We start from the raw sequence: 25,222 nt of genomic DNA on the forward strand, positions 1-25,222 counted from the left end.
GGCTTAAGCCCGCTGCCGGATAGGTTCAGCTCGATCGCCAAGGAGTTCCCCCCTGATCGGCGGTCGAAAGCGGGGGAAGTAGCGCCTCCAGCGACTGGCGCCAATGCGAGGGTGCCGCCGCACGCAACGCATCATGCTGGCCCGAATCTCCGCTGCTCCACCAGCGGCGATCACCAATGCCGCGACATGCTTACAGGCCGCTCGTATCGGGCAACTGCAAAGCCCGCTTTCGACACGCCAGGTCTCATCGTCGACTGGCCTCAGCCGCACCGTGGTGGTGTAAGTGCGACCCCGGCTACCGCGAACACTACCGACGAGATCGTTGGCGTCGGCGTTCCACAGGCACCGCAGCACGCGGCCCTGGCGTGCATAGGCTATGCCGCGGCGATAGGACTCCCCGCCGACCAGTTCCAGCGCGCTGGCACCATCAACCGAGGGGAATATCAGCGACTACACGACCACACCGTAACGGCGGACTCCGACACGACAGCCCAGCCAGACCCACGACACGCGACATTGGTGACGATGGGGTTCTTGTGTCTGACGTGACAAATGTATGTCACCGAGGGTGAAGTTGTTGCGAAAAATCGGCTGAAATCTCGCAACGACGTCACATTCGACGCGGAGCGGGCGGGCCCGTCGGGTCCGGAAGCGTCGTGCGGCTCGGCTAGAGTGCCGGGCATTATGCTTCGTCTCCTGGTCGCATCGGCTCTCGCCGTCGCAGCCCTAGCGGCGTGCGACAGCCACCCCGGCCCAGCCGCTGGTACGCGCCAGGTCACAGTCACCGGCGCGGGCGCTGTCGAAGGCGTTCCCGACACCCTCACCGCTGATGTCGCTATCGAGTTCACCGCGCCTGACGTGGCCGCTGCAATCGACCGGACGGGCCAGCGACAGCAGGCCGTGATCACCGCGCTGACCGGGGCCGGAGTGGACAGCAAAGACATCAGCACTATCGACGTCACCGTGCAGCCGCGCTACGACGGCGGCGGCACCGTGATCGGCTACCGCGCGGCCGACTCGATCCGGGTCAGGGTCCGCAAGACCGACGCGGCATCGCAACTGCTGGACCTGATCGTGAGCACCGGCGGTGATGCGACCCGGATCGACTCGGTGAGTTATTCCATCGACGACGACTCCGAACTGGTCAAGAACGCACGCGCGAGGGCTTTCCAGGACGCCAAAGACCGCGCCGGGCAGTACGCCGCGCTGGCCGGGCTGCACTTGGGCAAGCTGATCTCGATCTCGGAAGCCCCGCCTGGCAGCACGCCACCGCGGGCGCCGATGGCCGCCGACGTGCCGCTGCCGCCCGGCCGCCAGACAGTGAACTTCTCGGTCACCGCGGTGTGGGAACTGCGCTAGCCCCGTCACCCCTGGTATACCCGCGGGTCCAGGGTCCCGATATAGGGCAGGTCCCGGTAGCGCTCGTCGTAATCCAGGCCGTAGCCGACCACGAACTCGTTAGGGATCTCGAACCCGACGTAGGCGATGTCCACGTTCGCCCGCAGCGCATCCGGCTTGCGCATCAGCGTGCACACCCCCAGCGACCGCGGGTGGCGAGTGGCCAGGTTGCGCAGCAACCATGACAACGTCAGCCCGGAATCGACGATGTCCTCGACGATCAGGACGTCCCGACCGTCGATGTCGCGGTCCAGGTCTTTGAGGATGCGCACCACTCCCGACGACGAGGTCGACGAGCCGTAGGAGCTGACCGCCATGAACTCGAACTGGGTGGGCAGTGGAATCGCGCGCGCCAGGTCCGTGACGAACATGACCGCGCCCTTGAGCACGGTGATCAACAGCAGGTCCTGGCCGTCGTCGCCGATGCGCGCCCGGTAGTCCGCGCCGATCTGCGCGCCCAGCTCAGCGGTGCGGGCCTTGATCTGCTCCTCGGTGAGCAACACCGATTTGATGTCTCCCGGGTACAGCTCGGCCGAATCTGCTGCCACGACCACAGCGTGCCATGCCAGCGGTCCGGCACCAAAGCCGGCCGCCTCAGACGGGCTCCCGCCGCAGTGTCAGCGTGCCGCCGCATCGGCCCGCGACCAGGCGCTGACCGCGCAACGTCGAGCCGACAGCCACCCCGCCCTGGCCGCGCCACGCGGTGACCAGCGCGTCGACCCCGTGAATCTGTTTGGCTGTCAAATTGATTGCCCCGCCGGCCAGCAGCCAGCGGCGGATGACGCCGCGGCGAACCGGATCCGGCAAGTCCGTCAGTGCAGCGACGGCGAGCCCGTCGTCGATCGTCGAGGTGGTCAGCGCGTCGGTGATCAGCACGTCGATGAACTGGGTCTGTTCCCGCAACGCCGCCGCGGTGCGGGCCAGCGCCTCGGCCACCCCACCGCCCAACACCTCCTCGAGCAGCGGCAGCACCTCTTGGCGCAGCCGGGTGCGGGTGAAGCGGCGGTCGGTGTTGTGCGGGTCCTGCCATGCGGTTAAGCCCAGTTCGACGCACACGGCGTGCGTTACGCTGCGCCGCACCCCCAACAGTGGGCGGTACCACGGCGGATCGCACGGACGCATCCCGGCCATCGACCGGGGGCCCGAGCCGCGACCCAGCCCGAGCAGCACGGTCTCGGCTTGATCGTCGAGGGTGTGCGCCAGCAGGACCGGCTGATCCCGGCGCGCGGCGTCGAGGGCACGGTAGCGGGCGGTGCGCGCTGCCGCCTCCGGGCCGCCATCGGCGCCGACGACGACGGAAAGGATTCGGGCTTCCACGCAGCCCAGTCCCAGCGCCTGGGTGCGGGCAGTCGCGGCCACCTCGGTCGAGCCGCTCTGCAGTCCGTGGTCGACGATCAGCGCGGTCGTTGGCAGGATGGCCGCGGCGACGGCGGTGAGCGCCAGCGAATCCGGGCCGCCCGAGAGCGCCACACACCAATGGTGGACAGCGGGCAGGTGCTCCTTGGCGAATGCCGCGACAGCGGCGTGCAGCCGGCCTAGAGCACCCGATCGATCCATCGCCCCGGATCTTCGATTTCGGCCGGCACGGGCAACGTTTCGGGGCCCGACCACACGGTATTGAACCGCTCCATCCCGACCCGGTCCACCACCGCGTCGACGAACGCCTTGCCGCGGGTGTACTGGCCGAGCTTGACCTCGATGCCCAGCACGGCGCGCAGCAGGCGTTGCAGCGGCGGCTGCTTGCGTTGACGGCGGTTGTCGAAACGGTGCCGGATGGTGGCCACCGACGGCACTACCTCCGCTCCGACGGCGTCCATCACGTGGTCGGCGTGTCCCTCCAGCAAGGTCCCCAGCACCAGCAGCCGATCCAGCGCCTGGCGCTGCGGTTCGGACTGCACGGCGCGCACCAGGCCCAACACCCCCGGCGCATGGGCGTCGGCTGATCCGCCGCGGCGGCGGAGGAAATCGGCCAGCCGGGCGGTCACCGCGACGACGTCGTCACCGCTGTCCCGGGTCAGCACGCCCAGCGCCTGCGCGAGGTAGCCCGACAGCCACGGATTGGCCGTGAATTGCACCCGGTGCGTCACCTCGTGCAGGCACACCCACATCCGGAAATCGGACGGCGCGACCCGCAATTGACGCTCGACCGCAATGACGTTGGGATACACCAGCAGCAGGCAGCCGCCGTCGGCGAAGGGGTCGTACTGGCCGAGGATTCCGGACGCGACGAACGCCAGCACCGCGCCGGTTTGCGCGCCGGTGACCCGTCCGGTGATCAGCCCGCGCGGCTTGTCGGTTCCGCCGGTCATCACCCGCATCGATTCGGCCGCCGCACGAATCCAGGCGGGCCGGTCGACGATGCGGGCGTCCGACATTGCCTCGCCGGTGTGCAGGCCGGTGATCTCGCGCACCAGCGGCTCGGCCGCCCTGGCGGCGCGGGCCAGGTCGGCGATCGCCTGCCCGCGGGTGTAGTCGGTGGCCGGCGGGCCCGGGCGGGCCAGCCGTTGCCCGACCGCGGCCGCGAAGCGCCAGTCGACGGCCCGACCGACGGTCACCTCGGTCGCCGAGATCACGTCCTGCATCCGCACGACCTTAGAGCCGCAGCCAGGTTCTCGACCGCACTGCGGCCGGTCGGCCCGGAGTCGTTGGAGATCAAGGCGAAGGTCAGCACCCGCTCGTCGATGTCGGTGACCACCCCCACCAACGCGTTGACGGCGGTCAGCGAACCGGTCTTGGCCCGCAGCCAGCCGGCTGCCGGGCCCGGTTCATAGGCCCGATCGAGGAACCGGTTACTGAGCGTGCCGCTGCCCCCGGCGACGGGCAGCAGGTCCAGCAGCGGCCGCACTGCCGGCTGGTCGGGTCCGGCCGCGGCCTGCACGACGTCATCGAGGTCTTTCGCCGTGAGCCGGTCATCGACTGACAATCCGCTGGAGTCCTGCAGCACAGCGCCTGTCACGTCGATGTGCGCGGTGCGCAACCGGTTGAGCACGGCGTCGACGGCGCCGGCGAAGCTGCGGGGTCGGTGCATGGCCGCTGCCACCTCGCGCCCGATGCATTCGGCCAACACGTTGTCGGAGACGTCCATCATCTCTTGCAGCCGAAGGCTCAACGGCGCGGACTGCACCGCGCCCAGCTGCCGGGCGCCCGCCGGCGTCGGATGCGCGGTGACCGTCACGCGGCCCGGGTCGACCCCGACCGCGGCGGCGAAGACGCGTCCGGCATCCAGGGCCGGGTGGTGCGACCGGCTGGAGTCCACGGTCGCCGGCTGGATCCGCCCGCCGTCGAGCATCAGCGACTCGATCGGAGCGACGTCACCGCCGTCGACGTCGCCCGGATCCCAACCCGGTGCCAGCGTGGGTCCGCTAAACGCCGAAAGGTCCACTTCCACCGCCGTCGGTGTCACGCCGCTGCGGCGAACCTGATCGGCGAGATCGCTGATCCGCGCCGCGCCCTGATACCAGGTCTTCTGCCCCGGCGGAGCTCCCGACAGGGTCGGATCGCCCCCGCCCACCAGCACCACGACGCCCGGCCCGTCGCCGGCGACCACCCGGGTGGTGACCCGTGCGTCGCGATGCAGCGCCAACAGGGCGGCGGCGGCGGTCAGTGTCTTGTTGGTCGACGCGGGCACCATCGGCACCCAGTCCTGCTGTTGCCACAGCTCGTGCGCGGTCAGCGCGTCGGTGACCCGCCCGGCCAGGTTGCCCAGGCCGGGGTCGGCCAGCGCCGGCGCCAGGGTCGTCGCCAGCCCGAGCGGGGTGGGCACCGGCGCGGTGCCGGGCACCGGCACAAAAGCCGGCCTGGCGGTGACGGTCGGCGGCGCCGGAATTTGGGCTCCCCGCGCCTCGCGGCGGCTGGCGGTCAGCACCGCCGCCGCGGCCACTAGGCCGGCGACTATCGCCACTACCCCGGCCCCCATTATCAGGTGGGTCGACGGTCGCCATCGGGTGGGATGCATGGCTCTCCTGACTCCTCTGGGGTCCCATTCTGCCTAATCGGCCACTCCACTAGGGTGGACCTTCAACCTGACGAACAGCGACCCCACGAAGGAGCCGAACCAGTGGAATTCGACGTGACGATCGAAATCCCCAAGGGCCAGCGCAACAAATACGAAGTCGACCACGAGACCGGGCGGGTGAAGCTGGACCGTTATCTCTACACCCCGATGGCCTATCCCACCGACTACGGCTTCATCGAAGACACTCTCGGTGAAGACGGCGACCCGCTCGACGCGATGGTGCTGCTGGCCGAGCCGCTGTTCCCGGGTGTGCTGGTCGAGGCGCGACCGGTCGGCATGTTCGAGATGACCGACGAATCCGGCGGCGACGCGAAGGTGCTCTGCGTGCCGGCCGGCGACCAACGATGGGACCACATCCAAGACATCGGCGACGTTTCCCAGTTCGAGCTCGACGCGATCAAGCATTTCTTTGTGCACTACAAGGACCTGGAGCCGGGCAAGTTCGTCAAGGCCGCCGACTGGGTGGACCGCGCCGCCGCCGAGGCCGAGGTTCAGCGCTCGATAGAACGGTTCAAGACCAGCGGGCATTAAGACCGCGCGACGCCGATCGGTCCGCTCACGGGTTACCCGGCGACATACGGGGGCCGTTCGCTCGGCCCAGGGGCGGACCGGCGACGGCTCCGCATGCTCCAACCCGTCGCCGCGCCGATGACGACGACACCGACCAGGGCGGTCACCACCTCGGGCACCCGGAACCGCTGATCGACGGACAGCAGCAAGATCACGGCCAGCGCGCCGATCGCCCAGTGTGCGCCGTGCTCGAGATAGACATAGCGTTCCAGCACGTCGTGACGGACCAGATACACGGTGATCGAGCGCACGAACACCGCGCCGATCAGACCCAGGCCCAACGCGATAATGACCGGGTCGGCGGTGATCGCGAACGCGCCGGTCACTCCGTCGAGGGAAAAAGCACCGTCGAGCGTCTCCAGGTACAGGAACACGACGAGCCCGGCCCGACCGACGATCCTGCCCGCTCCGCGACCGGGCGGGGCCAACACGCCGGCGAGGCTGGTCACCACCAGGAACGCGACCAGGCCCACCACCCCGGCTGTCAACACCTGCGCACGGTCGGCGCCGGAGTCGGTCACGTGCGCACCGATGAGCAGCAGCAACGCGCCCGCCAGTGCCACCGGCTGCTGACCGGTCCGTCCGATCCGGGCAAGCGGCCTCTCGACCCAGGTCAGCCACTTGACGTCGCGGTCGTGAAAAGCAAAGTCCAGGAACACCATCAACAGAAACATCCCGCCGAACGCGGCGATCTGCGGGTGCGCCGCGGTGATCAGATGCTGGTAGCCGGGTGAGCCCGGCGCGCCGCCGGCGAGCGGATCCAGGTCGGTGGTGAGCCACACGATGACCAGCGGAAAGACGAGCCGAGTCCCGAATACCGCGATCACGATGCCGATGGTCAAGAACATCCGCTGCCAAAACGGGCTCAGCTGCCGCAGAACCGAGGCGTTGACCACGGCGTTGTCGAACGACAGCGAGACCTCGAGCAGGGCCAGTGCCGCGAGCAGAAGCATCGCCGTCGGCCCGCCGTGCAGATATCCGGCCACCATGGCCGCTGCGGTTACCGCCACCGAGACGCCGAAGATGCGAAGCCCTGCCATGGATCCTTCCCGACCGCGGCTCACGATAGCGGGCCCCGCTCCGATGACTGTGCGGGCCGCGACACGTCCTGTGGAGAAACGATCCCCGCGAACGCGCCTTGAGTATTCGCGTTGAGTATTTTCAAACCGTGGCGATGCCGGCGGTCCCCCACCAGCTGACGGCACGGTGACCGAGGCCGGCGGTACCGCCGCGGCCGCCGGGCCGATAGCGCGAAGCAGTATGGCCCGGGTGGGGTCGGCGACCGTGCTGACCGCGCTGTGCGGCTACGCCGTGGTCTACCTGGCGGCTCGCGATCTGGCGCCGGCCGGCTTCTCGGTCTTCGCGGTGTTCTGGGGGGCGTTCGGCCTGGTGACCGGAGCCGCCAACGGCCTGCTGCAGGAAACCACCCGGGAAGTCCGGGCGCTGGGCCGCCCTCGAGGCGACCCTAACGGCCACACTAACGGCACAGCCGACGGGCGGACCCACCCGTTGCGGGTGGCCGGGCTGGTCGGCCTGGCCGCGGCGGTGGCGATCGTCGGGAGCTCACCGCTGTGGAGCGCGCAGGTGTTCTCCGACGCCCGCTGGCTGTCGGTCGGTCTCCTGGGCGTCGGACTGGCCGGTTTCTGCCTGCACGCCACCCTGCTGGGGATGCTGGCCGGTGCCGGCTACTGGACGCAGTACGGGGCGCTGATGGTGACCGATGCCGTCATCCGGGTGACGGTCGCGGCGGCCACGTTCGTGATCGGTTGGGGTTTGGTGGGCTTTTTGTGGGCCACCGTCGCCGGTGCGGTGGCCTGGCTGGTCATGCTGGCGAGTTCGCGGTCGGCCCGGGCCGCGGCCCGGCTGCGCACACCCGGGGACATCACCACATTCCTGCGGGGAGCGGCCCACTCGGTCACCGCGGCGGGAGCCAGCGCGATTCTGGTGATGGGTTTTCCGGTGTTGCTGAAGGCCTCGTCGTCGCAACTGGGCGCTGCGGGCGGAGTGGTGATCCTGGCGGTGACGTTGACCCGGGCGCCGTTGCTGGTGCCGCTGACCGCCTTGCAGGGCAACCTGATCGCCCACTTCGTCGACGAGCGCAGCGAGCGGCTGCGAGCGCTGCTCGGACCGGCGGCGGTCATCGGCGGGATCGGTGCCATCGGTGTGCTGGGGGCCGGCCTGGCCGGTCCGTGGTTGTTGCAGCTCGGATTCGGGCCCGACTATCGCACCGGCGGCGCGCTGCTGGCCTGGTTGACGGCGGCGGCGGTGGCGATCGCCATGCTCACGCTGACCGGTGCGGCCACCGTCGCGGCCGCGCTGCACCGCGCCTACGCGCTGGGGTGGATCGGGTCCACCGCGGCGGCAGCGGTGTTGCTGATGTTGCCGCTGCCGCTGCAGACCCGCACGGTCGTCGGGCTGCTCTGCGGTCCGCTGGTGGGGATCGGCGTCCATGTGGTCGCCCTCGCGCGTTCGGGTAACCGACCCGCGCGACGTGTAGCGTGAGATCGAGATGGGCTACCCCGACGTCTGGATCGTCGTTCCGGCTTTCAACGAAGCCGCTGTCATCGGCGAGGTCATCGCCGAAATCCGGTCGGTCTTCGATCACGTCGTGTGCGTGGACGACGGCAGCACCGACGGCACCGGTACGATCGCGCTGCACGCGGGGGCTCACCTGGTGCGCCACCCGGTGAACTTGGGCCAGGGCGCGGCCATCCAGACCGGCGTCGAGTACGCCCGCCGGCAGCCCGGTGCGCAGGTCTTCGCCACCTTCGACGGCGACGGTCAGCATCGGGTCGAAGACCTCGTGGCGATGGTCGCCCGGCTGGCCACCGGCGACGTCGACGTGGTCATCGGGACCCGGTTCGGCCGTGGCGTCACCCGGCCGCCACTGCTCAAACGCGTCGTGCTGCGGACCGCGGCCTGGCTGAGCCCCCGTGGACGGAGGCTGGGTTTGACCGACACCAACAACGGTCTGCGGGTGTTCAACAAGACCGTCGCCGACGGCCTCGACATCACGATGAGCGGGATGAGCCACGCCACCGAATTCGTGATGCTGATCGCCGAACACGGCTGGCGCGTCGCCGAGGTACCGGTCGAGGTGCTCTACACCGCATATTCCACGTCCAAGGGCCAACCGCTGCTCAACGGGATCAACATTCTTTTCGACGGGTTCCTGCGAGGAAGGATGCCACGGTGAATTGGATTCAGGTGCTGCTGATCTTCGCGATCATCACGCTGCTGATCTACCTGCTGCGGTCCCGGCGCAGGCCACAGTCGCGGGCCTGGGTCAAGGTCGGCTACGTCGTGTTCGTCTCGGCCGCGGTGTATGCGGTGCTGCGCCCCAACGACACCACGGTGGTGGCACACTGGGTCGGGGTGGCGCGCGGCACCGATCTGATGTTGTATGCGCTGATCGTCGCGTTCAGCTTCACCACGATGAGCACCTACCTGCGGTTCAAAGACCTGGAGTTGCGCTACGCCCGGCTGGCACGCGCGATCGCGCTGGAGGCCGCGCAGCCACCGCAGCTGCGTTAGGTCCGGTGGGCCGCACGGAAGTACTCGACGGTGCGGCGCACCCCGTCGTCGAGCGCAACCCGCGGCCGCCAGCCCAACACCCGCTGCGCCAAGGTGATATCGAGGCATGAGCGCTTCAGGTCACCAAGCCGCGGCGGGCAAAAATCCGGGTCGTCGGGCGCACCGACGGCGGCCGCTACCACGGAATGTAGTTGACGGTCCGAGGTTTCCACGCCGGTGCCGATGTTGAACCGGCGCCCGTCCCCGATCGCCGCGGCTGCCAGAACGAAAGCTTCCACCACGTCGTCGACGTAGACGTAGTCGCGGGTGTTGGTGCCATCGCCGAACACCCGGGTGGGTTTGCCGCTGAGCAGCGCCTGGGTGAAGATCGCCACAACCCCGGCCTCGCCGTGTGGATCTTGGCGCGGGCCATAGACATTGGCCGGCGCGATGTGCGAGCACTGCAGCCCGTAGAGATGCCGATACGTGTTGAGGTAGATCTCGCCGGCCACTTTGCCCGCGGCGTACGGTGACGCCGGATCGGTCGGGGCCGTCTCGCTGGTGGGGTAGGTCGGCGGGGTGCCGTAGATGGATCCCCCCGACGAGGTGTAAACGATCTTGCGCACCCCCGCCCGGTGCGCAGCCTCGGCCAGCCGTATTGTCCCGATCACGTTGACCGAGGCATCGAACTCCGGGTCGCTCACCGAGTGCCGTACGTCGATTTGGGCGGCCAGGTGAAAAACCACCTCGGGGCGCTGCTCGTCGAGAACGGTCTGCAGGTCCGCGGTCACGATGTCGGCCTCGACGAAGACGAACTCCGGTACCTCGGCCAGGTGCTCCAGGTTGGTCGCCCGGCCGGTCGCGAAGTTGTCCAGGCCCACCACGGCGTGACCGTCGGCCAACAGGCGGTCGACTAGCGTCGATCCGATGAAGCCGGCTGCCCCGGTGACCAGTGCGCGCACCGGCCCACCATACCGGCGGGCTCCCCGGATCCCGCCGCGGACGCGCGTGCCCCGGGTCGCACTGGTTGCCGCCGCACTGGTCGCGGTGCAGCTGGCGGTGCGGGCGGTGATCGCGTTCGGGGGCTACTTCTACTGGGATGACCTGATCTTGACCGGCCGGGCCGGCACGCACGCGTTGCTGTCGGCGTCGTACCTGTTCGACGATCACGACGGCCATCTCATGCCCGGCGCCTACCTGGTCGCCGGTGTCGTGACCCGACTGGCCCCGCTGAACTGGACCGGCCCGGCGGTCAGCCTGGTGGTGCTGCAACTGTTGGCGTCGCTGGCGCTGCTGCGCGCGCTGCGCGTGATCATGGGCTGGCGACCGGCGCTGCTGGTGCCGCTGGCCTTCGCGCTGTTCACGCCGTTGGGCATTCCGGGTTTCGCGTGGTGGGCCGCGGCACTGAACTCGCTGCCGATGCTCGCGGCGCTGGCCTGGGTGTGCGCTGACACGATCCTGCTGGTCCGCACCGGCGACCAGCGCTACGCACTCACCGGCACCCTGGCCTACCTGGGTGGTCTGCTGTTCTTCGAGAAGGCGGCGGTGATCCCGTTCGTCGCGTTCGCCGTCGCCGCGTTGCTGGGCCACGTTCAGGGCAGCCACGAGGCGCTATCCACGGTGTGGCGCGCCGGTGTCCGACTGTGGACGGCGTCGCTGGCGCTGACCGCAATCTGGCTCGCCGGGTATGCAGTGGCGGTCGACCAGCACCGGTGGAGCGCCGACCTGGCGATGACGGGGGATCTGGTGCGGCGTGCGATCACCCACGGCATCGTGCCGGGGCTGGTCGGCGGGCCGTGGGTGTGGGACCGCTGGGCGCCGGCCTCGCCCTGGGCAGCGCCGCCACCGCCGGCCCGAGTGCTCGGTTGGCTGGTGCTGGCGGGGCTGCTGGCGGTCACGCTGATCCGCAAACGTCGCATCGGCCCGGTGTGGCTGACCGCGGCCGGCTACGTGGTGGCCGTCCAGGTGCCGATTTATCTGATGCGCTCGTCGCCTTTCACCGCGCTGGAGCTCGCCCAGACCCTGCGGTATTTCCCCGACTCGGTCGTTGTGCTGGCGCTGCTGGCCGCGGTAGGGTTCTGCGCGCCGAACCGGCCGTCATCCGGCTGGCTGGACAACTCCACGCCGCGCACCCTGGTGACGGCGGCAGTGGCGGTGCTGTTGGTGGCCAGCAGCGGGTATTCGACGATGACGTTTCTGCGCTCCTGGCGGGACAATCCGGCCCAGCCCTATCTGCAGAACGCGCGCCGCGCTCTGGCTCAGGCGCATGCGACGTCCAACGCGCCGCTGCTCGACCAGGAAGTCGACCCGTTGGTGCTGCAACGGGTGGCCTGGCCCGAGGACCTGGCCAGTCACATCTTCGCGCTGCTGCGTGATCGGCCGCAATTCGCTTCGGCCACGACACAATTGCGGATGTTGGATAGCGCGGGTCGGCTGGTCGGCGCCCGGGTGAGCTGGGTCCGCGCGATAGAGCCGGGGCCCACCCCGCGGTGCGGATACTTCGTGCAACCCGACCGCCCGGCCCTGCTGAGGCTCGACGGCCCGCTGCTGCCGGCGGACTGGACCGCTGAGATCAACTACCTGGCCAACAGCGACGGGTCGCTGACCCTGAGCCTGTCGGAGGGGCCGCGGGTGAAAGTTCCGCTGCATCCCGGACTCAACCGGGTCTATGTCCGGCTGCCCGGTGCGGGCAACGCGATCACGGCGCAAGCCGACACCGCGGCCCTGGCGGTCTGCATCGCCGCCGGCCCGGTGGGCTATCTGGCGCCGCAGTAGGCGCGAGCGTGCGCAGAATGCGGCGCTACGCGGCGTGTCGGTGCGGCGACACGCACGCTCGCGGCGGAAGCCACGTGCGTGAGCCACCTACGTGAGCCACCTAGGAGAATCGAACTCCTGACCTGCTCATTACGAGTGAGCCGCTCTGCCGACTGAGCTAAGGTGGCGTGCCCTGCCGGGCGGGATGAGTCTACAGGCCGGCGCTGAGCAGGCGCGCTCAGCGCAGCGCCTGCCCGATGGTGGCCACCATGGCATCGACGGCGACACGGGGCTTGACGTTGACCGCCAGCGCCCGGCGGCATTCCAGAACGGCTTCGATGCAGCGCAACAGCCGTTCGGGGGTGCTCTGTGCGGCCATCGCCGCCACGTGCTCGGCCATGTCGGGATGGTTGGCTCGCACCGCGTCGGCCCCGGCGGCCACCACCAGCGCATCGCGAAAGTAGGTGGCCAGATCGATCAGCGCGCGGTCCAACGCATCTCGTGCCGCCCGGGTGTGACGTGATTTCTGTCGACGTTCGAGGTCTCGGATCGCCCCGGTGGCGCCGCGTAGCGCCCCTGCGGTGTTCCTGCCGGTGCCGCCCGCCCCCAGCGCGGTGCGCAGATCCTCGGTCTCGGCCTCGTCGCGCGCGGCGGTCAACGCCGAAGCCTCGGCCTCGGCAGCGGCCACCAACTCCTCGGCGGCCTGGTAGGCGCGCCCCGGCGTCGCCGCGTCGCGGGCCAGCCCGAGTGCCCGCTGACGTCGCTCCCGGGCAGCCGGGTCAGTAGCCAACCGTCGTGCCCGGCCCACATGTCCAGCACTGACCGCCGCCGCCCAATTCGCCGTCTCGGCGGCCAGCCCGTCGCGGTCCACCAGCACCTGCGCGATCGCGGCCGCCGACGGGGTGACCAACGCGACATGCCGGCAGCGGGACCGCAGCGTGACCGCGATGTCGTCGGGGTCCACCGACGGTGCGCACAGCACGAACACCGTCGACGGCGGCGGCTCCTCGACGACCTTGAGCAACGCGTTCGCCGCACCCTCGGTCAGCCGGTCGGCGTCCTCGATCAGCACCACCTGCCAGCGCCCGGTGCTCGGCCGCCGGGAAGCGACCTGGACGATGGTCCGCATCTCGTCGACACCGATCGACAACCCCTCGGGGACGACTCGGCGCACGTCGGTATGCGTGCCGGCCATCGTCGTCGTGCAGGCGCGACACCGGCCGCAGCCCGGCGTCCCGTCCGAGGTGCACTGCAGTGCCGCCGCGAAGCACAGCGCCGCGATCGAGCGGCCCGAGCCGGGTGGACCGGTGATCAGCCAGGCGTGGGTCATCGCGGCTTCGGCAGCGGCTCCAGCACCGGTCCTGTGAGCCGAATCACCCCGGGCCGCCTCCGCGGCGGCCACCAGCTCGGTTTCCACCCGGTCCTGGCCGACCAGCCGCGCAAATACCCCGGACATCACCGCCAACAGTAGCGACTGGCCCAAACACCCCGGGCCTACCGGCCGAATGCCGAAATTTTTGGATACTTTTTGATCTGTGCCGACCGATACGGTTGTGCCTGTGAGCACCACGAGGGCATTCGGCGAGCGAGCCGCAGCGTTCGTTCGCTGGGTGGTGCGCACCCCGTGGCCGGTGTTCTCGCTCAGTCTGCTGCAGGCCGACATCATCGGCGGGCTGTTCGTGCTCGGCTTCCTGCGTTTCGGCCTGCCTCCCGAGGACCGCATCCAGCTGCAGGACCTGCCACGGGTCAATCTGCTGATCTTTTTCTCCACAGTGTTCGTCCTGTTCGTCGGCGGGATGTCCCTGAGCCTGCGGCTGTTGATGCCGGTGTTCCGGTGGCAGCGCCGCGACGGTCTGCTCGCCGATGACGACCCGGCGGCTACCGAGCTGGCCCGGTCCCGGGCGCTGCGGATGCCCTTCTACCGAATGCTGATCAGCCTCGGTAACTGGTCGCTGGGCAGTGTGGTGTTCATCACCGCCAGCTGGCCGGTGGCCAGCCACGCCGCGCCCGTGGTGGCCGTCGCGACTGCGCTGGGCGCCGCCGCCACCGCGATCATCGGCTACCTGCAGTCCGAGCGGACCCTGCGACCGGTGGCCGTGGCCGCGCTGCGCGCCGGACTGCCGGAAAACCTGAAAGCCCCGGGGGTCATCGGGCGGCAGATGCTGACCTGGGGCCTGTCCACCGCGGTGCCCCTGCTGGCGATCGTGCTTGCGGTGGCGGCGGACAAGATGTCGCTGCTGCACGCCTCCCCCGGCGAGCTGTTCACCCCGATCCTGTTCATGGCGTTGGCCGCGCTGGTGACCGGGTTGGCCAGCACACTGCTGGCGGCGATGTCGATCGCCGATCCGCTGCGCCAGCTGCGTTGGGCGCTGGGGGAGGTGCAGCGCGGCAACTACAACGCCCACATGCAGATTTACGACGCCAGCGAATTGGGACTGCTGCAGGCCGGCTTCAACGACATGGTGCGCGGTCTGGCCGAGCGGCAGCGGCTGCGTGACCTGTTCGGCCGCTACGTCGGCGAAGATGTCGCGCGCCGCGCCCTGGAACGCGGTACCGAGCTCGGCGGACAGGAACGCGATGTCGCGGTGCTGTTCGTCGACCTGGTCGGCTCGACGAAGCTGGCGGCGACCCGACCACCCGCCGAGGTAGTCAACCTGCTCAACGAGTTTTTCCGGGTCGTGGTCGACACCGTCGGACGCCACGGCGGCTTCGTCAACAAATTCCAGGGCGATGCCGCGCTGGCGATCTTCGGCGCACCGATCGAGCATCCCGACGGCGCGGGCGCGGCGCTGGCCGCAGCGCGCGAGCTGCACGACGCGCTGCTGCCGGTGATCGGCACCGCGGACTTCGGCATCGGGGTATCGGCCGGGCGGGCCATCGCCGGGCACATCGGCGCTCAGGCCCGATTCGAGTACACCGTGATCGGCGACCCGGTCAACGAGGCCGCGCGGCTGACCGAGCTGGCCAAGCTCGAAGAAGGCCACGTGCTGGCCTCGGCGGTTGCGGTCAGCGGAGCGCTGGACGCCGAGGCGCTGTGCTGGGACATCGGCGAGGTGGTCTCGCTGCGGGGCCGCACCGTGCCCACCCAACTGGCCCGGCCGCTGCACCTGGCCGCCCCGGAGGGGGTTTCCAGCGAGGTCGCCAACCAAAGCTAGCCCGGCGCAGGCAAGCTAGGCGCGCACGCCGTTCGGGTTGCGCCCGGCAGCGCACGTCCCCGCCTACGGGATGACCGGAACCACGGCGGCGGCTGCGTGGACCGGGACCATCGAGCGCGGGGTCGCCAACAGCGGACTGTTGGAGAGCGTGGTGGACGCGCTGAAATTGTTGTTCACCTGTTCTGATCGTCGTCGACAGCCTTCACGTCAAGGACAGTCGATCGGTCGGCGCGCGGTGTCGCGACGAATGGTCCGGTCGGCCCAGAGGACGACCAGCGCGTGCGGCGCCGTCAGCGCGAGCAGCAGACGCAACGCCTGGGCCACGACCGCGAACGGATCCGGCGCCGCCACCGTGAACCAGGCAAGTCCGGCCAAGGCGATCCACGCCGCCAGCGATGGCAGCGCGGCCAGTCGGACCAGCCGCACGACTGCAGAACGGTGTCGGCCGGCGGCCAGCATCGCCGCGCAGCCCGGCTCGATGGTAAGCAGCCGCGCGCAGTGCCGCAGCGAATGCCAGCCGCCGAACCAGACCGCGAAGGCGAGCAGCGGCGGTGCGAGCATCCCGACGGCCCCGAGGATCACCACGTCGAGGGCGATCGCAGGGTGAGCGGCCCGCAGCGACGCGATCACCGCGACCAGCGCCGCCACCAGCCACCCCGCTACCAGACCGGCGTGCATCGGTGGCCAGCCGAGCGCTCGTGCCAGACCCGGTGAGACGGTCGTCGCCACCGCCCTGAGCTGATCCCCGCCGCGAGCCAGGGGCAGCGCCAGCGCCCCGGACCCGGCGACGACGATCGCCGCGGCCACCGGGTGCGGAGGCTGCCACCCGGTGAGCCGACGGGCAACCTCGAGTTCGCCGAGGCCGAAGTGCAGCGCCCCAAACGCCACCACCACGATCAACGCGGTCGGATCGGCCCACTGCAGCAGCGCCCACGCACCGGCTGCCACGCCGGCGTACAGGGCCGCCACCAACGGCATGGGCCTGCTGCCGGCCAGGCGCGCGAGAACAGCATGGTCGGCCGCGCCGTGCGGGACTCCGGCCACGAACCCCACGCCGGCGAGTGCCAGCACGATGGGCGCCGGGATCGCGGGCAGCCCCGCGGTGTGGCCGCCCGCCACCAGCGCTGTCCCCGCCACCACCCATCTCGACCACCTGGCGGCGGTCGCCAGCGGCGCACGCCCGGGGGCCGGGCTGCGGTACGCCTGCCGGCAAGGGCCGGTGGCCGCGGGCGTCGCGCCGGCGACGCGTGTGCGGCTTCCGGGGGCCATGCCAACCTGCCCTGCCCGCAGGACGACGGCGGCTGCTTGCGTTACGCCGTTGCCGCAATGGTGCTGTCTCGGCCGCCGTCGGCGAACAGTCTGGCCGTCTTGGCGCTGTCGGCAGGTGCCACCGCCGGCTCGTCGCCGTGAGCGCCCTCCTGGGCCGCGAAGCCGGGGTCGTCGGCCACGGACTTCAGCCGGGCGATCTTGTAGATCAGCAGGCCGTACAGGCACTTGGACAAGATGTCGGCAACCGAGTAGCCACCTTGCTTGACCACCCACGCGGCCGCTCCCGCATGGGACGCGTACAGCGGGATGATGTAGGCGATGGGGTAGACGCCCCAGGTGGCTAGCAACAAAAACCGGATGCCGCTGACGGTGTTGCGCACGGCCTCAGGCTGACGGTCCAGGGAGCGGGTCAGCTCGACGAACAACACGTATAGGATGTAGATGAATGGAATCGTGGACAGTAGCCCGAACACGTTGCGCACGACGTTGTCGCCGCTGATTTCCCCGGGATAGCCCAGCCCGATCATCAGCGCCGACGCCGGAATGAGCCGATAGAGCAGCGAATTCTGCAGCTTACGCGCCAGCGCCAGCACGACGACGAGCTCGGTCAGCAGCAACGGCACCGTGAGGAACCAGTCGACATAGCGGTAGGCCTCGTTGAACGACTGCCCGGCCGCTTGGGTGTAGGTGCCGCGTCCGCCCGGAGCGGTCGTGACGAACGCCTGCCTGAACGAGTCGAAGATGCGGAAGTAGTGGTAGGCGGCGATGCCGCAGACGATCGCGGAGATCACCACGGCCTGCCGGTAGCGGGCCAGCACCCGTGTCTGGGTGGCCAGCAAGAAAATCGCGGTGAACAGCTGCGCCGCGATCGAGAAGGACAGGACGTTGTAGACGGTGTCGAATTGGGAGCGGGTCAGTTCTTCAGGGATCATCGTCGAACCTTTGAACGTGGAGGGAAGAGAGACAGAACGAAGCGTACACTAATGAACAATTTATTCACTAGTGTTCAGCTAGTATATTTTCGGTCGCCCCGATCACCGGGTAGTTTTGACCAACGACTCATTCAGACCGCGTGCGGCGGGAAAGGACACTCGGATGCCACCTGCTCATGGCCGCCAAGCAGGCGTGCCAGGCGAGGACGCCCGGATCATCCGAACCCGAGCCGATGTCGCCCGCACGGCCTTCAACGTGCTGACGGAGGAAGGTTCCGAGGCGCTCACCCATGCTCGCGTCGCCGAGCGGTCCGGCTACTCGAAGACCACCCTCTACAAGCACTGGCCATTGAAGTCCGACCTGGCGGCGACGGCCCTGGAGCTGCTTCGGGGCTCGAAGCGCTGCGAACGCACCGGCGATATCCGCCTCGATCTGATCGGACAACTCAAGGCCTTCCGCCAGCAGGTGCTCGAGCTGCGGCTGGACCGGGTGCTCGCCGCGATGGCCCAATGGGCGACGGTCGACACGATGAGCCGGATCCGAAACGAGGTCAACGCCGAGGGTCAACGACCGATCCGCACCATCCTCGCCGACGCCCTCGAAGGCCCAGAGCTGGACGCGGCGGTGTCCATGCTTTCCGGTGTGGTCGCCTGCCCGTCGCTGATGTTCGGCACGCTGCCTGACGACGACGTCATCGAGGCGGCCGTCGACATGGTCCTGCGCAGCGCCCGCGGGCATTCTTAGGTGATGCACCGAGGACGTCTCGCGCGCCCTTTTCGTGATGCTTACCGCAGGCGCCGAAGCGGCATCTGATCAGGTGCAACCAGAGCGTATCTAACGTTTGACGGCTTTCGTCGCCGACGCTTTGCGGGTGGTTTTTTTGGCCGGTCGCTTGACCGGGCCGCGGGCACGCCGCTCGGCCAGCAACTCCGCGGCGCGTTCGTCGGTGATCGACACCACGTCGTCGCCCTTGCGCAGACTGGCGTTGGTCTCCCCGTCGGTGACGTACGGACCGAACCGGCCGTCTTTGATCAGCATCGGCCTGCCCGACGCCGGATCGGTGCCCAGCTCACGCAGCGGCGGCGCCGATGCGCCCTGGCGGCCGCGCCGCTTGGGCTCGGCGTAGAGCTTGAGCGCCTCCTCGAGCGTGATGTCGAAAATCTGATCTTCGTTCGCCAGCGAGCGAGAATCGTTGCCGCGTTTCAGATACGGCCCGTAGCGACCGTTCTGCGCGGTTATTTGCTCACCCGACTCGGGATCTACCCCGACCACCCGCGGCAACGACAGCAGTTTCAGGGCATCCTCGAGGGTCACGGTCTGCAAGTCCATACTGCGCAACAGCGATGCGGTCCGCGGCTTGGGCCCCGCGGGCTTCTTGGCTTTCTTCGCCGGCGCCGTGCCGTCGTCGGCCTCCGGTGGCTGGGGCAGGATCTCGGTGACGTAGGGCCCGTACCGGCCATCGCGGGCGACGATCTGGTGCCCGGTGTCTGGATCCACGCCGAGCACGCGGCCCTCGCTCGGCGCGGCGAAGAGCTCCTCGGCGACCTCGGGCGTCAACTGATCCGGGGTCAGCGTGTCGTTGAGGCTCGCGCGCTGCGGTGTGGGCTCCCCGTCCTCGCCGGTGACCATGCGCTCCAAATACGGCCCGTTCTTGCCCACCCGCACATAGACCGGACGTCCTTGATCGTCGTCAAAAACCTTGATCGAGTTGACTTCGCGCGCGTCGATACCCTCAAGGTTGACGCCGACGAGCTTTTTGAGACCGCCGGAGCGGGCCACCGAGTCGGGCACTCCGTAGTCGCCGCCGAAGTAGAAGTGGTTGAGCCAGGTGGTGCGCTGGGCGTGACCGGCCGCGATCTCGTCGAGCTCGTCTTCCATCGCGGCGGTGAAGCCGTAGTCGACCAGCCGGCCGAAATGTCGCTCCAACAACCCGACGACGGCGAACGCCACCCAGGACGGCACCAGCGCGCTGCCCCTCTTGTACACATAGCCGCGGTCCTGGATGGTCTTGATGATCGACGAGTACGTCGACGGCCGACCGATGCCCAGCTCCTCGAGCGCCTTGACCAAGGACGCCTCGGTGTAGCGCGGCGGCGGGTTGGTGGCATGTGCTTCCGGAGTCGACGCGGCGACGTCGACTCGCTGCCCCTGCCGCAGCTGCGGCAACCGCCGCTCGGCGTCGTCGGCCTCACCGCCGGCCAGCTCGTCGACCGTTTCCACATAGGCTTTGAGGAACCCCGGGAAGGTCAGGGTGCGCCCGCTCGCGGAGAACACCACCTGTGCCTCGCCCGACGTGCCACCGATGCGAAGGCTCAGCGTGGTGCCGCGGGCATCGGCCATCTGCGAGGCGACGGTACGCTGCCAGATCAATTCGTAGAGCCGGAAGTCGTCACCGTCGAGCTCGCGGCGCACTGCGTCGGGAGTGGCGAACATGTCACCGGCGGGACGAATCGCCTCGTGGGCTTCCTGGGCGTTTTTCACCTTGCGGGTGTACTGGCGCGGCGACGGCGAGACGTACTCCTCACCGTAGAGCTGGCGGGCCTGGGTCCGCGCGGCGGCGATCGCCGACTCCGAGAGCGTGGTCGAGTCGGTGCGCATGTAGGTGATGTAGCCGTTCTCGTAGAGCCGCTGGGCGACGCTCATCGTCCGTTCGGCCGAGAACCGCAACTTGCGGCCCGCCTCCTGCTGCAACGTCGACGTCATAAACGGCGGATACGGGCGACGGGTGTAAGGCTTTTCCTCCACCGACGTCACGGTCAGCTGCGCACCGCGCAACCCGGCGGCCAACTCGCCCGCGCGGGATTCGCCGAGAAGCACCACGTCGTCGGGCTGACGCAGGACACCCGACGAGTCGAAATCGCGGCCGGTGGCCACCCGCAGCCCGTCAACGCCGGTCAGGCGCGCGGTGAAGGTCGGCGGCGAGGCGTGCGGGTCGGAAACAGCGGCGTCGAGCTCGGCGACCACGTCCCAGTAGGCGGCGCTGCGAAACGCCATCCGGTCACGTTCGCGCTGGACGATGATGCGCGTGGCCACCGACTGGACCCGGCCCGCCGACAGCTTCGGGGCTACCTTTTTCCACAGCACCGGGCTGACCTCGTAGCCGTAAAGCCGGTCCAGGATACGGCGGGTTTCCTGAGCATCGACGAGGTCGATGTCGAGGTCGCGAGGATGCTCAGCGGCCGCCCGGATCGCCGGTTCGGTGATCTCGTGGAAGACCATCCGCTTGACCGGGATGCGGGGTTTGAGGGTTTCGAGCAAATGCCAGGCGATCGCTTCCCCTTCGCGGTCGCCGTCGGTGGCCAGGTAGAGCTCGTCGACGTCTTTGAGCAGCCCTTTGAGCTCGCTGACCGTGCTCTTTTTCTCGGGGCTGATGATGTAAAGCGGTTCGAAGTCCGCGTCGACATTGACACCGAGCCGGGCCCAGGGCTCGGACTTGTACTTCGCGGGCACGTCGGCCGCTCCGCGCGGCAAGTCCCGGATATGGCCCCGGGAGGACTCGACGATGTAATCCGAGCCCAGAAAGCCGGCCAATTTGCGCGCTTTGGTGGGCGACTCGACGATAACGAGTCGCCGCGCGCTTCCATTTCCCCTGTTGATTCCCCTGTTGACAGGGCTGCCGCGGTCGCCACCAGCCAACTGTGATTACGCTCACTTTCCCTCGTCGACACCGAGCCTCGTGCGGTCCCCGGCTGCCACGCAGGTCCCGCGCCCGGCCCTTAGCTGCACCGAGTCGGTCGGGCCGGTAGACACCTGCCAATGTGACACCCGGTCCGGGTCCGCGCAAACCGACCCTCCGTCAGCACCGTTCCGAAGCTCTCCCGATCGACGCTAAACGCACGGCCAGACCGACAACGCTTCGGCGCCGTCGGGCGGTTCCCCGATGTTTTCTATCAGGCGCAATAACCGGCGCCGACCGCTGATCCGCAGCGCCGGCCGGGCATTGCGGCTCCCGATCAGAGTGGGAGCGATCCCGACCCGCATCAGCGCCGCGGCCAGTGACGAATGGGTATCGGGCGCATGGGGGTCCAGACCGAGCAGGTACCGGTCGGCTTCCGGACTGCCGGCCGCCAGTGTCCAGGCCCGCAGCTCCCGCGGCCCCGGCAGCCACAGCCTGGGCACCGTCTTGACCGCGCCGCGGGTCCATTCGGCGGCGATACGGCGCAGCCGGGCATCCACCGCCGTGCGTACCAAAGGAGTGTTCTCCTCGGTGCGGGTGATCTCGGCCACCAGGCCGGCCTCGTCGATCATCTCGGCCAGGGCTTCGGCCCGCCAGAAGTCATCCACCACCACTGACAGGCGTGCTCCCCCATCGAGGAGCACCACGTGACCGGTGGCCGCCAGCACGCCGGTCAGGTCGGTGACGGCAGGCGGCACCGACTCGGCCGAGAAGAACGACAGCTGCCTCACGCCACCGACAGTAAGCCCCGCCCGGCGACGACGAGCGCCGAACACGGCGCGAGGAGGAGCCGGGCCCTCAAATCCGGCGCCGCGGCGCGGCGCGCGAGGGGCCGTCGGCGCCGACTACCCCCGGGCGCAGCCCGATGACCCGAACGCCCGGGGGGTAGTCGACAGTGGTTCAGATGGAGCGAACGCCGGTGGCCTGCGGTCCCTTGGGGCTCTGGCCGACCTCGAACTCGACTCGCTGGTTTTCCTCAAGGGTGCGGAAGCCCGTTCCCTGGATCTCCGTGTAGTGGACAAACACATCTGCGGAACCGTCCTCGGGGGCGATAAAACCGAACCCCTTCTCCGCGTTGAACCACTTCACAGTTCCCTGTGGCATTTCTTTCCTTACTCTTCTTGGGTGCGGGGCACCGTGCTTCGGTGACCCGGGCCCGCTGTGACCGCCATACCCGTGGAGGAGCCGGAACTTGACCCGGCCCATGACCCTCGCAGGAACCGCGGCCGCAACGAGAGATCCTGCGAAAGTTTGACACGAACACAGAAGCTGCGGCCGCACATCAGTCAATCATGTTCATCGCGTCGGCGACAGCTCGGCCGGGCCATCCGGCAAGCGAAACGCACGAGGCGCCGCAGTTTTGATAGAGGGGTGAAATGCCCGACTTCGGCCGCGAATTGCTCGGCGCCGTGGCCGCCGGTTGTGCACCCGGCGAGCAGCCGCTGCGCCATGTGGCCGAACTGCCGGCCCGGCCCGGGCGATCACGACCCTGGCCGAGCTGGGCCGAGCCCGATGTGGTGCGCGCGTTCAGCGAGCGTGGCATCAGCGCGCCGTGGTCACACCAGGTCGACGCCGCGCAACTGGCCCATAGCGGGTGTCATGTGGTGATCGCCACCGGCACCGCCTCGGGCAAGTCACTGGCCTACCAGCTTCCGATCCTCAATGCACTGGCGACCGATCCGCGGGTCCGGGTGCTCTACCTGTCGCCGACCAAGGCGCTCGCCCGTGATCAGTTGCGCGTCGCGCAGGCCTTGACCGCGGCGATCCCGCGGCTGCACGACGTCACGCCCGCCGCCTACGACGGCGACAGTCCCGCCGAGGTGCGCCGCCTCGCGCGGGAGCGTTCCCGGTGGGTGTTCTCCAACCCGGACATGGTGCATCTGGCGATGCTGCGCCACCATGAGCGCTGGACGGTTTTCCTGCGCGGCCTTCGCTACCTGGTGGTCGACGAATGTCATCACTACCGGGGAATTTTCGGGTCGCATGTGGCAATGGTGCTGCGTCGGCTGCTGCGGTTGTGCGCGCGCTATGGGGTCGGCGCGACGCCGACGGTGATCTTTTCCAGCGCGACCACAGCCGCGCCGGGAGCCACCGCAGCCGAGCTGATCGGCCGGCCGGTGCGGGAGGTCACCGAGGACGGTTCGCCGCAGGGCGCCCGCACGGTGGCGCTGTGGGAGCCGCCCCTGCTGGCCGGCCTGGCCGGGGAAAACGGCGCTCCGGTGCGGCGGTCGGCCGGCGCCGAGGCGGCGCGCGTCATGGCCGATTTGGTCGCCGAGGGGGCCCGCACGTTGACGTTTGTCCGGTCGCGCCGCGGCGCGGAGCTGACTGCGCTGGCAGCCCGCGCCCGACTCGACGCCGTTGCGCCGGAGCTTTCCGGGACGGTGGCGTCCTACCGGGCGGGCTATCTGCCCGAGGACCGCAGCGCGCTCGAACACGCGCTGGCCGACGGGCAGCTTCGCGGGCTGGCGACCACCAACGCGCTGGAGTTGGGTGTGGACATCGCCGGGCTGGACGCGGTGGTCCTGGCGGGCTTCCCGGGAACAGTCACCTCGTTTTGGCAGCAGGCCGGCCGGGCGGGGCGCCGCGGCCAGGGTGCGCTGATCGTGCTGGTCGCTCGCGATGATCCGTTGGACACCTACCTGGTCCATCACCCGGCGGCGCTGCTGGACAAGCCGATCGAGCAGGTTGTCATCGATCCGCTCAACCCGTATGTCCTTGGTCCCCACTTGCTTTGTGCAGCAACTGAACTACCTGTCGATGACACCGAGATCCGGGCACTGGGCGCCGAGCAGCTGGCCGGGGCTCTCGTCGACGACGGATTGCTGCGGCGGCGATCCGGCAAGTATTACCCGGCACCGGGCCTGGACCCGCATCCGGCGGTGGACATCCGCGCGACCACCGGCGGCCAGGTGATGATCGTCGAGGCCGGCACCGGGCGGGTACTGGGCACCATCGGTATCGGCCAGGCTCCTGCCTCGGTGCATCCGGGGGCGGTCTACTTGCACCAAGGCGAGAGCTACGTCGTCGATGCGCTCGACTTCGAGCAGGGCATCGCCGTTGTCCGAGCCGAGGATCCCGGCTATGCGACGTTCGCCCGGGAACTCACCGACATCGTCGTCACCGGCACCGGTGAACGGAGGGTGTTCGGATCGGTCACGCTGGGCCTGGTGCCGGTCACGGTCACCAGCCGCGTGGTCGGCTACCTGCGCCGCCGACCGTCCGGCGAGGTGATCGACTTCGTCGAGGTGGAAATGCCGACGCAAACATTGCCCACCACGGCAGTGATGTACACGATCGCGCCGCAGGCACTGCACCGCCATGGGGTCGGCGCAACGCAGATCCCGGGTGCGCTGCACGCCGCTGAGCACGCCGCGATCGGGCTGCTGCCGCTGGTCGCCAGTTGCGATCGTGGCGACATCGGCGGCCTGTCCACCGCGATCGGCCCCGAGCCGGACGGATTGCCCAGCGTTTTCGTCTACGACGGTTATCCGGGCGGCGTCGGATTCGCCGAACGCGGATTCCGCCGGGCCGCCGCGTGGCTGGGCGCCACCGCCGCGGCTATCGAGGCGTGCGACTGCGTGCAGGGCTGTCCGTCGTGCGTGCAGTCGCCCAAATGCGGCAGCGGTAACAATCCGCTGGACAAGGCCGGCGCGGTGCGGGTGTTGCGCCTGGTTCTGGCCGAATTCGCCCACCCGGCGGGCTGAGGCACACAGGGATGACGACCGACCCCTCGACGGTCGACTTCCGAGGCTGTGCGGCTACTACCGAAGCGCTTACCTGCTGACGACAACGGCGTCGCGGACACATGACGGCGGTGACGAACGGTCGGACAACGCGAACCGTTTTCAGGCCCTGCAGGTGCAGCAGCAAAATACCCGGCCGCGGGGTCGGTGTGCAACTCTGCAGTCGCCGCCTCGGCCGCACCGACAATCGGCAAAC

The 25,222-nt window shown here is 69.2% G+C and carries 21 protein-coding genes, 1 tRNA gene and 1 pseudogene; 9 read left to right on the plus strand and 14 right to left on the minus strand.

Features of this window, described 5'->3' with window-relative positions:
• Window positions 1-3: 3 nt before the first annotated feature.
• Window positions 4-354 (minus strand): SWIM zinc finger family protein, encoded by a 351-nt coding sequence (locus tag F6Q13_RS20215; RefSeq protein WP_367140712.1) that lies wholly within the window; start codon window positions 352-354, stop codon window positions 4-6.
• Window positions 355-684: 330 nt separating this feature from the next.
• Between F6Q13_RS20215 and F6Q13_RS00290 the strand changes: the two genes are divergently transcribed.
• A complete protein-coding gene (locus tag F6Q13_RS00290) occupies window positions 685-1,359 on the plus strand; it encodes an SIMPL domain-containing protein (RefSeq protein ID WP_293050524.1) in 675 nt (224 codons plus the stop codon).
• A gap of 5 nt (window positions 1,360-1,364) precedes the next feature.
• Here the strand turns inward: F6Q13_RS00290 and hpt are convergent, their stop codons facing one another.
• The 4 genes from hpt to dacB are packed head-to-tail and all read right to left on the minus strand — an operon-like array spanning window position 1,365 to window position 5,353.
• On the minus strand, window positions 1,365-1,967 hold the full coding sequence (gene hpt / locus F6Q13_RS00295; protein ID WP_293050783.1) for a hypoxanthine phosphoribosyltransferase: 603 nt from the start codon (window positions 1,965-1,967) through the stop codon (window positions 1,365-1,367).
• Between the two features lie 25 nt (window positions 1,968-1,992).
• Window positions 1,993-2,955, minus strand: a complete 963-nt coding sequence (gene tilS, locus F6Q13_RS00300; RefSeq protein ID WP_293050526.1) for a tRNA lysidine(34) synthetase TilS — start codon at window positions 2,953-2,955, stop codon at window positions 1,993-1,995.
• Window positions 2,934-3,971 (minus strand): zinc-dependent metalloprotease, encoded by a 1,038-nt coding sequence (locus F6Q13_RS00305; RefSeq protein ID WP_293050785.1) that lies wholly within the window; start codon window positions 3,969-3,971, stop codon window positions 2,934-2,936. The genes tilS and F6Q13_RS00305 overlap by 22 nt, the downstream gene beginning before the upstream one ends.
• The gene (dacB, locus tag F6Q13_RS00310; RefSeq protein WP_293050528.1) at window positions 3,968-5,353 is read right to left on the minus strand and encodes a D-alanyl-D-alanine carboxypeptidase/D-alanyl-D-alanine-endopeptidase; all 1,386 of its coding nucleotides are present in this window, start codon (window positions 5,351-5,353) and stop codon (window positions 3,968-3,970) included. Before dacB ends, F6Q13_RS00305 begins: the two co-directional genes overlap by 4 nt.
• Window positions 5,354-5,455: 102 nt before the next feature.
• Here dacB and F6Q13_RS00315 point away from each other — a divergent pair, with 102 nt between their 5' ends.
• Complete coding sequence (locus tag F6Q13_RS00315) at window positions 5,456-5,944, plus strand: inorganic diphosphatase (protein ID WP_293050530.1); 489 nt, start codon at window positions 5,456-5,458, stop codon at window positions 5,942-5,944.
• Window positions 5,945-5,976: 32 nt separating this feature from the next.
• Here F6Q13_RS00315 and F6Q13_RS00320 read toward each other — a convergent pair whose 3' ends face one another.
• Window positions 5,977-7,023 carry a DUF475 domain-containing protein gene (locus F6Q13_RS00320; protein WP_293050532.1) on the minus strand — a complete coding sequence of 349 codons (1,047 nt, stop codon included), beginning with the start codon at window positions 7,021-7,023 and terminating at the stop codon, window positions 5,977-5,979.
• 220 nt (window positions 7,024-7,243) lie between these two features.
• Between F6Q13_RS00320 and F6Q13_RS00325 the strand changes: the two genes are divergently transcribed.
• The 3 genes from F6Q13_RS00325 to F6Q13_RS00335 are packed head-to-tail and all read left to right on the plus strand — an operon-like array spanning window position 7,244 to window position 9,517.
• Window positions 7,244-8,485: a hypothetical protein gene (locus F6Q13_RS00325; protein WP_293050787.1), complete on the plus strand. Its 1,242-nt coding sequence runs from the start codon at window positions 7,244-7,246 to the stop codon at window positions 8,483-8,485.
• Window positions 8,486-8,492: 7 nt separating this feature from the next.
• Window positions 8,493-9,179: a glycosyltransferase family 2 protein gene (locus tag F6Q13_RS00330; protein ID WP_293050534.1), complete on the plus strand. Its 687-nt coding sequence runs from the start codon at window positions 8,493-8,495 to the stop codon at window positions 9,177-9,179.
• Window positions 9,176-9,517 carry a DUF2304 domain-containing protein gene (locus F6Q13_RS00335; protein ID WP_293050537.1) on the plus strand — a complete coding sequence of 114 codons (342 nt, stop codon included), beginning with the start codon at window positions 9,176-9,178 and terminating at the stop codon, window positions 9,515-9,517. Before F6Q13_RS00330 ends, F6Q13_RS00335 begins: the two co-directional genes overlap by 4 nt.
• Here F6Q13_RS00335 and F6Q13_RS00340 read toward each other — a convergent pair.
• Entirely contained in the window at window positions 9,514-10,458 is a 945-nt protein-coding gene (locus tag F6Q13_RS00340; RefSeq protein WP_293050540.1) for an NAD-dependent epimerase/dehydratase family protein, read from the minus strand. The two genes, F6Q13_RS00335 and F6Q13_RS00340, sit on opposite strands and share 4 nt — an antisense overlap.
• Between F6Q13_RS00340 and F6Q13_RS00345 the strand changes: the two genes are divergently transcribed.
• Entirely contained in the window at window positions 10,424-12,271 is a 1,848-nt protein-coding gene (locus F6Q13_RS00345; RefSeq protein WP_293050542.1) for a hypothetical protein, read from the plus strand. The two genes, F6Q13_RS00340 and F6Q13_RS00345, sit on opposite strands and share 35 nt — an antisense overlap.
• A 94-nt stretch (window positions 12,272-12,365) precedes the next feature.
• Here F6Q13_RS00345 and F6Q13_RS00350 read toward each other — a convergent pair.
• Both F6Q13_RS00350 and F6Q13_RS00355 read right to left on the minus strand, forming a co-directional pair.
• Window positions 12,366-12,438 (minus strand) — tRNA-Thr (locus F6Q13_RS00350).
• 50 nt (window positions 12,439-12,488) lie between these two features.
• Complete coding sequence (locus F6Q13_RS00355; RefSeq protein ID WP_293050544.1) at window positions 12,489-13,706, minus strand: DNA polymerase III subunit delta'; 1,218 nt, start codon at window positions 13,704-13,706, stop codon at window positions 12,489-12,491.
• Window positions 13,707-13,724: 18 nt separating this feature from the next.
• Between F6Q13_RS00355 and F6Q13_RS00360 the strand changes: the two are divergent.
• Window positions 13,725-15,405: pseudogene (locus tag F6Q13_RS00360) on the plus strand (adenylate/guanylate cyclase domain-containing protein).
• A gap of 207 nt (window positions 15,406-15,612) precedes the next feature.
• On the opposite strand, the gene F6Q13_RS00365 reads toward F6Q13_RS00360, so the two are convergent.
• Both F6Q13_RS00365 and F6Q13_RS00370 read right to left on the minus strand, forming a co-directional pair.
• Window positions 15,613-16,545: a Brp/Blh family beta-carotene 15,15'-dioxygenase gene (locus tag F6Q13_RS00365; RefSeq protein WP_293050546.1), complete on the minus strand. Its 933-nt coding sequence runs from the start codon at window positions 16,543-16,545 to the stop codon at window positions 15,613-15,615.
• A gap of 170 nt (window positions 16,546-16,715) precedes the next feature.
• Entirely contained in the window at window positions 16,716-17,606 is an 891-nt protein-coding gene (locus tag F6Q13_RS00370) for a bacteriorhodopsin (protein WP_293050548.1), read from the minus strand.
• A 193-nt stretch (window positions 17,607-17,799) separates the two neighbouring features.
• Between F6Q13_RS00370 and F6Q13_RS00375 the strand changes: the two genes are divergently transcribed.
• Window positions 17,800-18,351 (plus strand): TetR/AcrR family transcriptional regulator, encoded by a 552-nt coding sequence (locus tag F6Q13_RS00375; protein WP_293050550.1) that lies wholly within the window; start codon window positions 17,800-17,802, stop codon window positions 18,349-18,351.
• A 90-nt stretch (window positions 18,352-18,441) separates the two neighbouring features.
• On the opposite strand, the gene topA is transcribed toward F6Q13_RS00375, so the two are convergent.
• The 3 genes from topA to cspA form a co-directional block, all read right to left on the minus strand.
• Window positions 18,442-21,204 carry a type I DNA topoisomerase gene (topA, locus tag F6Q13_RS00380; RefSeq protein ID WP_293050789.1) on the minus strand — a complete coding sequence of 921 codons (2,763 nt, stop codon included), beginning with the start codon at window positions 21,202-21,204 and terminating at the stop codon, window positions 18,442-18,444.
• A gap of 231 nt (window positions 21,205-21,435) precedes the next feature.
• Window positions 21,436-22,014 (minus strand): hypothetical protein, encoded by a 579-nt coding sequence (locus F6Q13_RS00385; protein WP_293050552.1) that lies wholly within the window; start codon window positions 22,012-22,014, stop codon window positions 21,436-21,438.
• Window positions 22,015-22,183: 169 nt separating this feature from the next.
• Complete coding sequence (cspA, locus tag F6Q13_RS00390) at window positions 22,184-22,387, minus strand: cold shock protein CspA (RefSeq protein WP_083088599.1); 204 nt, start codon at window positions 22,385-22,387, stop codon at window positions 22,184-22,186.
• A 272-nt stretch (window positions 22,388-22,659) separates the two neighbouring features.
• Between cspA and F6Q13_RS00395 the strand changes: the two genes are divergently transcribed.
• On the plus strand, window positions 22,660-24,987 hold the full coding sequence (locus F6Q13_RS00395; RefSeq protein ID WP_293050562.1) for a DEAD/DEAH box helicase: 2,328 nt from the start codon (window positions 22,660-22,662) through the stop codon (window positions 24,985-24,987).
• Window positions 24,988-25,222 lie beyond the last annotated feature (235 nt).

Source organism: Mycobacterium sp. (genome assembly GCF_008709575.1).
Lineage (GTDB): Bacteria > Actinomycetota > Actinomycetes > Mycobacteriales > Mycobacteriaceae > Mycobacterium.

Bases quoted from the DNA above. Each gene is read 5' to 3' on its own strand.
- F6Q13_RS00290 (WP_293050524.1), top strand. From the start codon at position 685: ATGCTTCGTCTCCTGGTCGCATCGGCTCTCGCCGTCGCAGCCCTAGCG.
- tilS (WP_293050526.1), bottom strand. From the start codon at position 2,955: ATGGATCGATCGGGTGCTCTAGGCCGGCTGCACGCCGCTGTCGCGGCA.
- dacB (WP_293050528.1), bottom strand. From the start codon at position 5,353: ATGCATCCCACCCGATGGCGACCGTCGACCCACCTGATAATGGGGGCC.
- F6Q13_RS00320 (WP_293050532.1), bottom strand. From the start codon at position 7,023: ATGGCAGGGCTTCGCATCTTCGGCGTCTCGGTGGCGGTAACCGCAGCG.
- F6Q13_RS00325 (WP_293050787.1), top strand. From the start codon at position 7,244: ATGGCCCGGGTGGGGTCGGCGACCGTGCTGACCGCGCTGTGCGGCTAC.
- F6Q13_RS00330 (WP_293050534.1), top strand. From the start codon at position 8,493: ATGGGCTACCCCGACGTCTGGATCGTCGTTCCGGCTTTCAACGAAGCC.
- F6Q13_RS00345 (WP_293050542.1), top strand. From the start codon at position 10,424: ATGAAGCCGGCTGCCCCGGTGACCAGTGCGCGCACCGGCCCACCATAC.
- F6Q13_RS00355 (WP_293050544.1), bottom strand. From the start codon at position 13,706: ATGTCCGGGGTATTTGCGCGGCTGGTCGGCCAGGACCGGGTGGAAACC.
- F6Q13_RS00370 (WP_293050548.1), bottom strand. From the start codon at position 17,606: ATGATCCCTGAAGAACTGACCCGCTCCCAATTCGACACCGTCTACAAC.
- cspA (WP_083088599.1), bottom strand. From the start codon at position 22,387: ATGCCACAGGGAACTGTGAAGTGGTTCAACGCGGAGAAGGGGTTCGGT.
- F6Q13_RS00395 (WP_293050562.1), top strand. From the start codon at position 22,660: ATGCCCGACTTCGGCCGCGAATTGCTCGGCGCCGTGGCCGCCGGTTGT.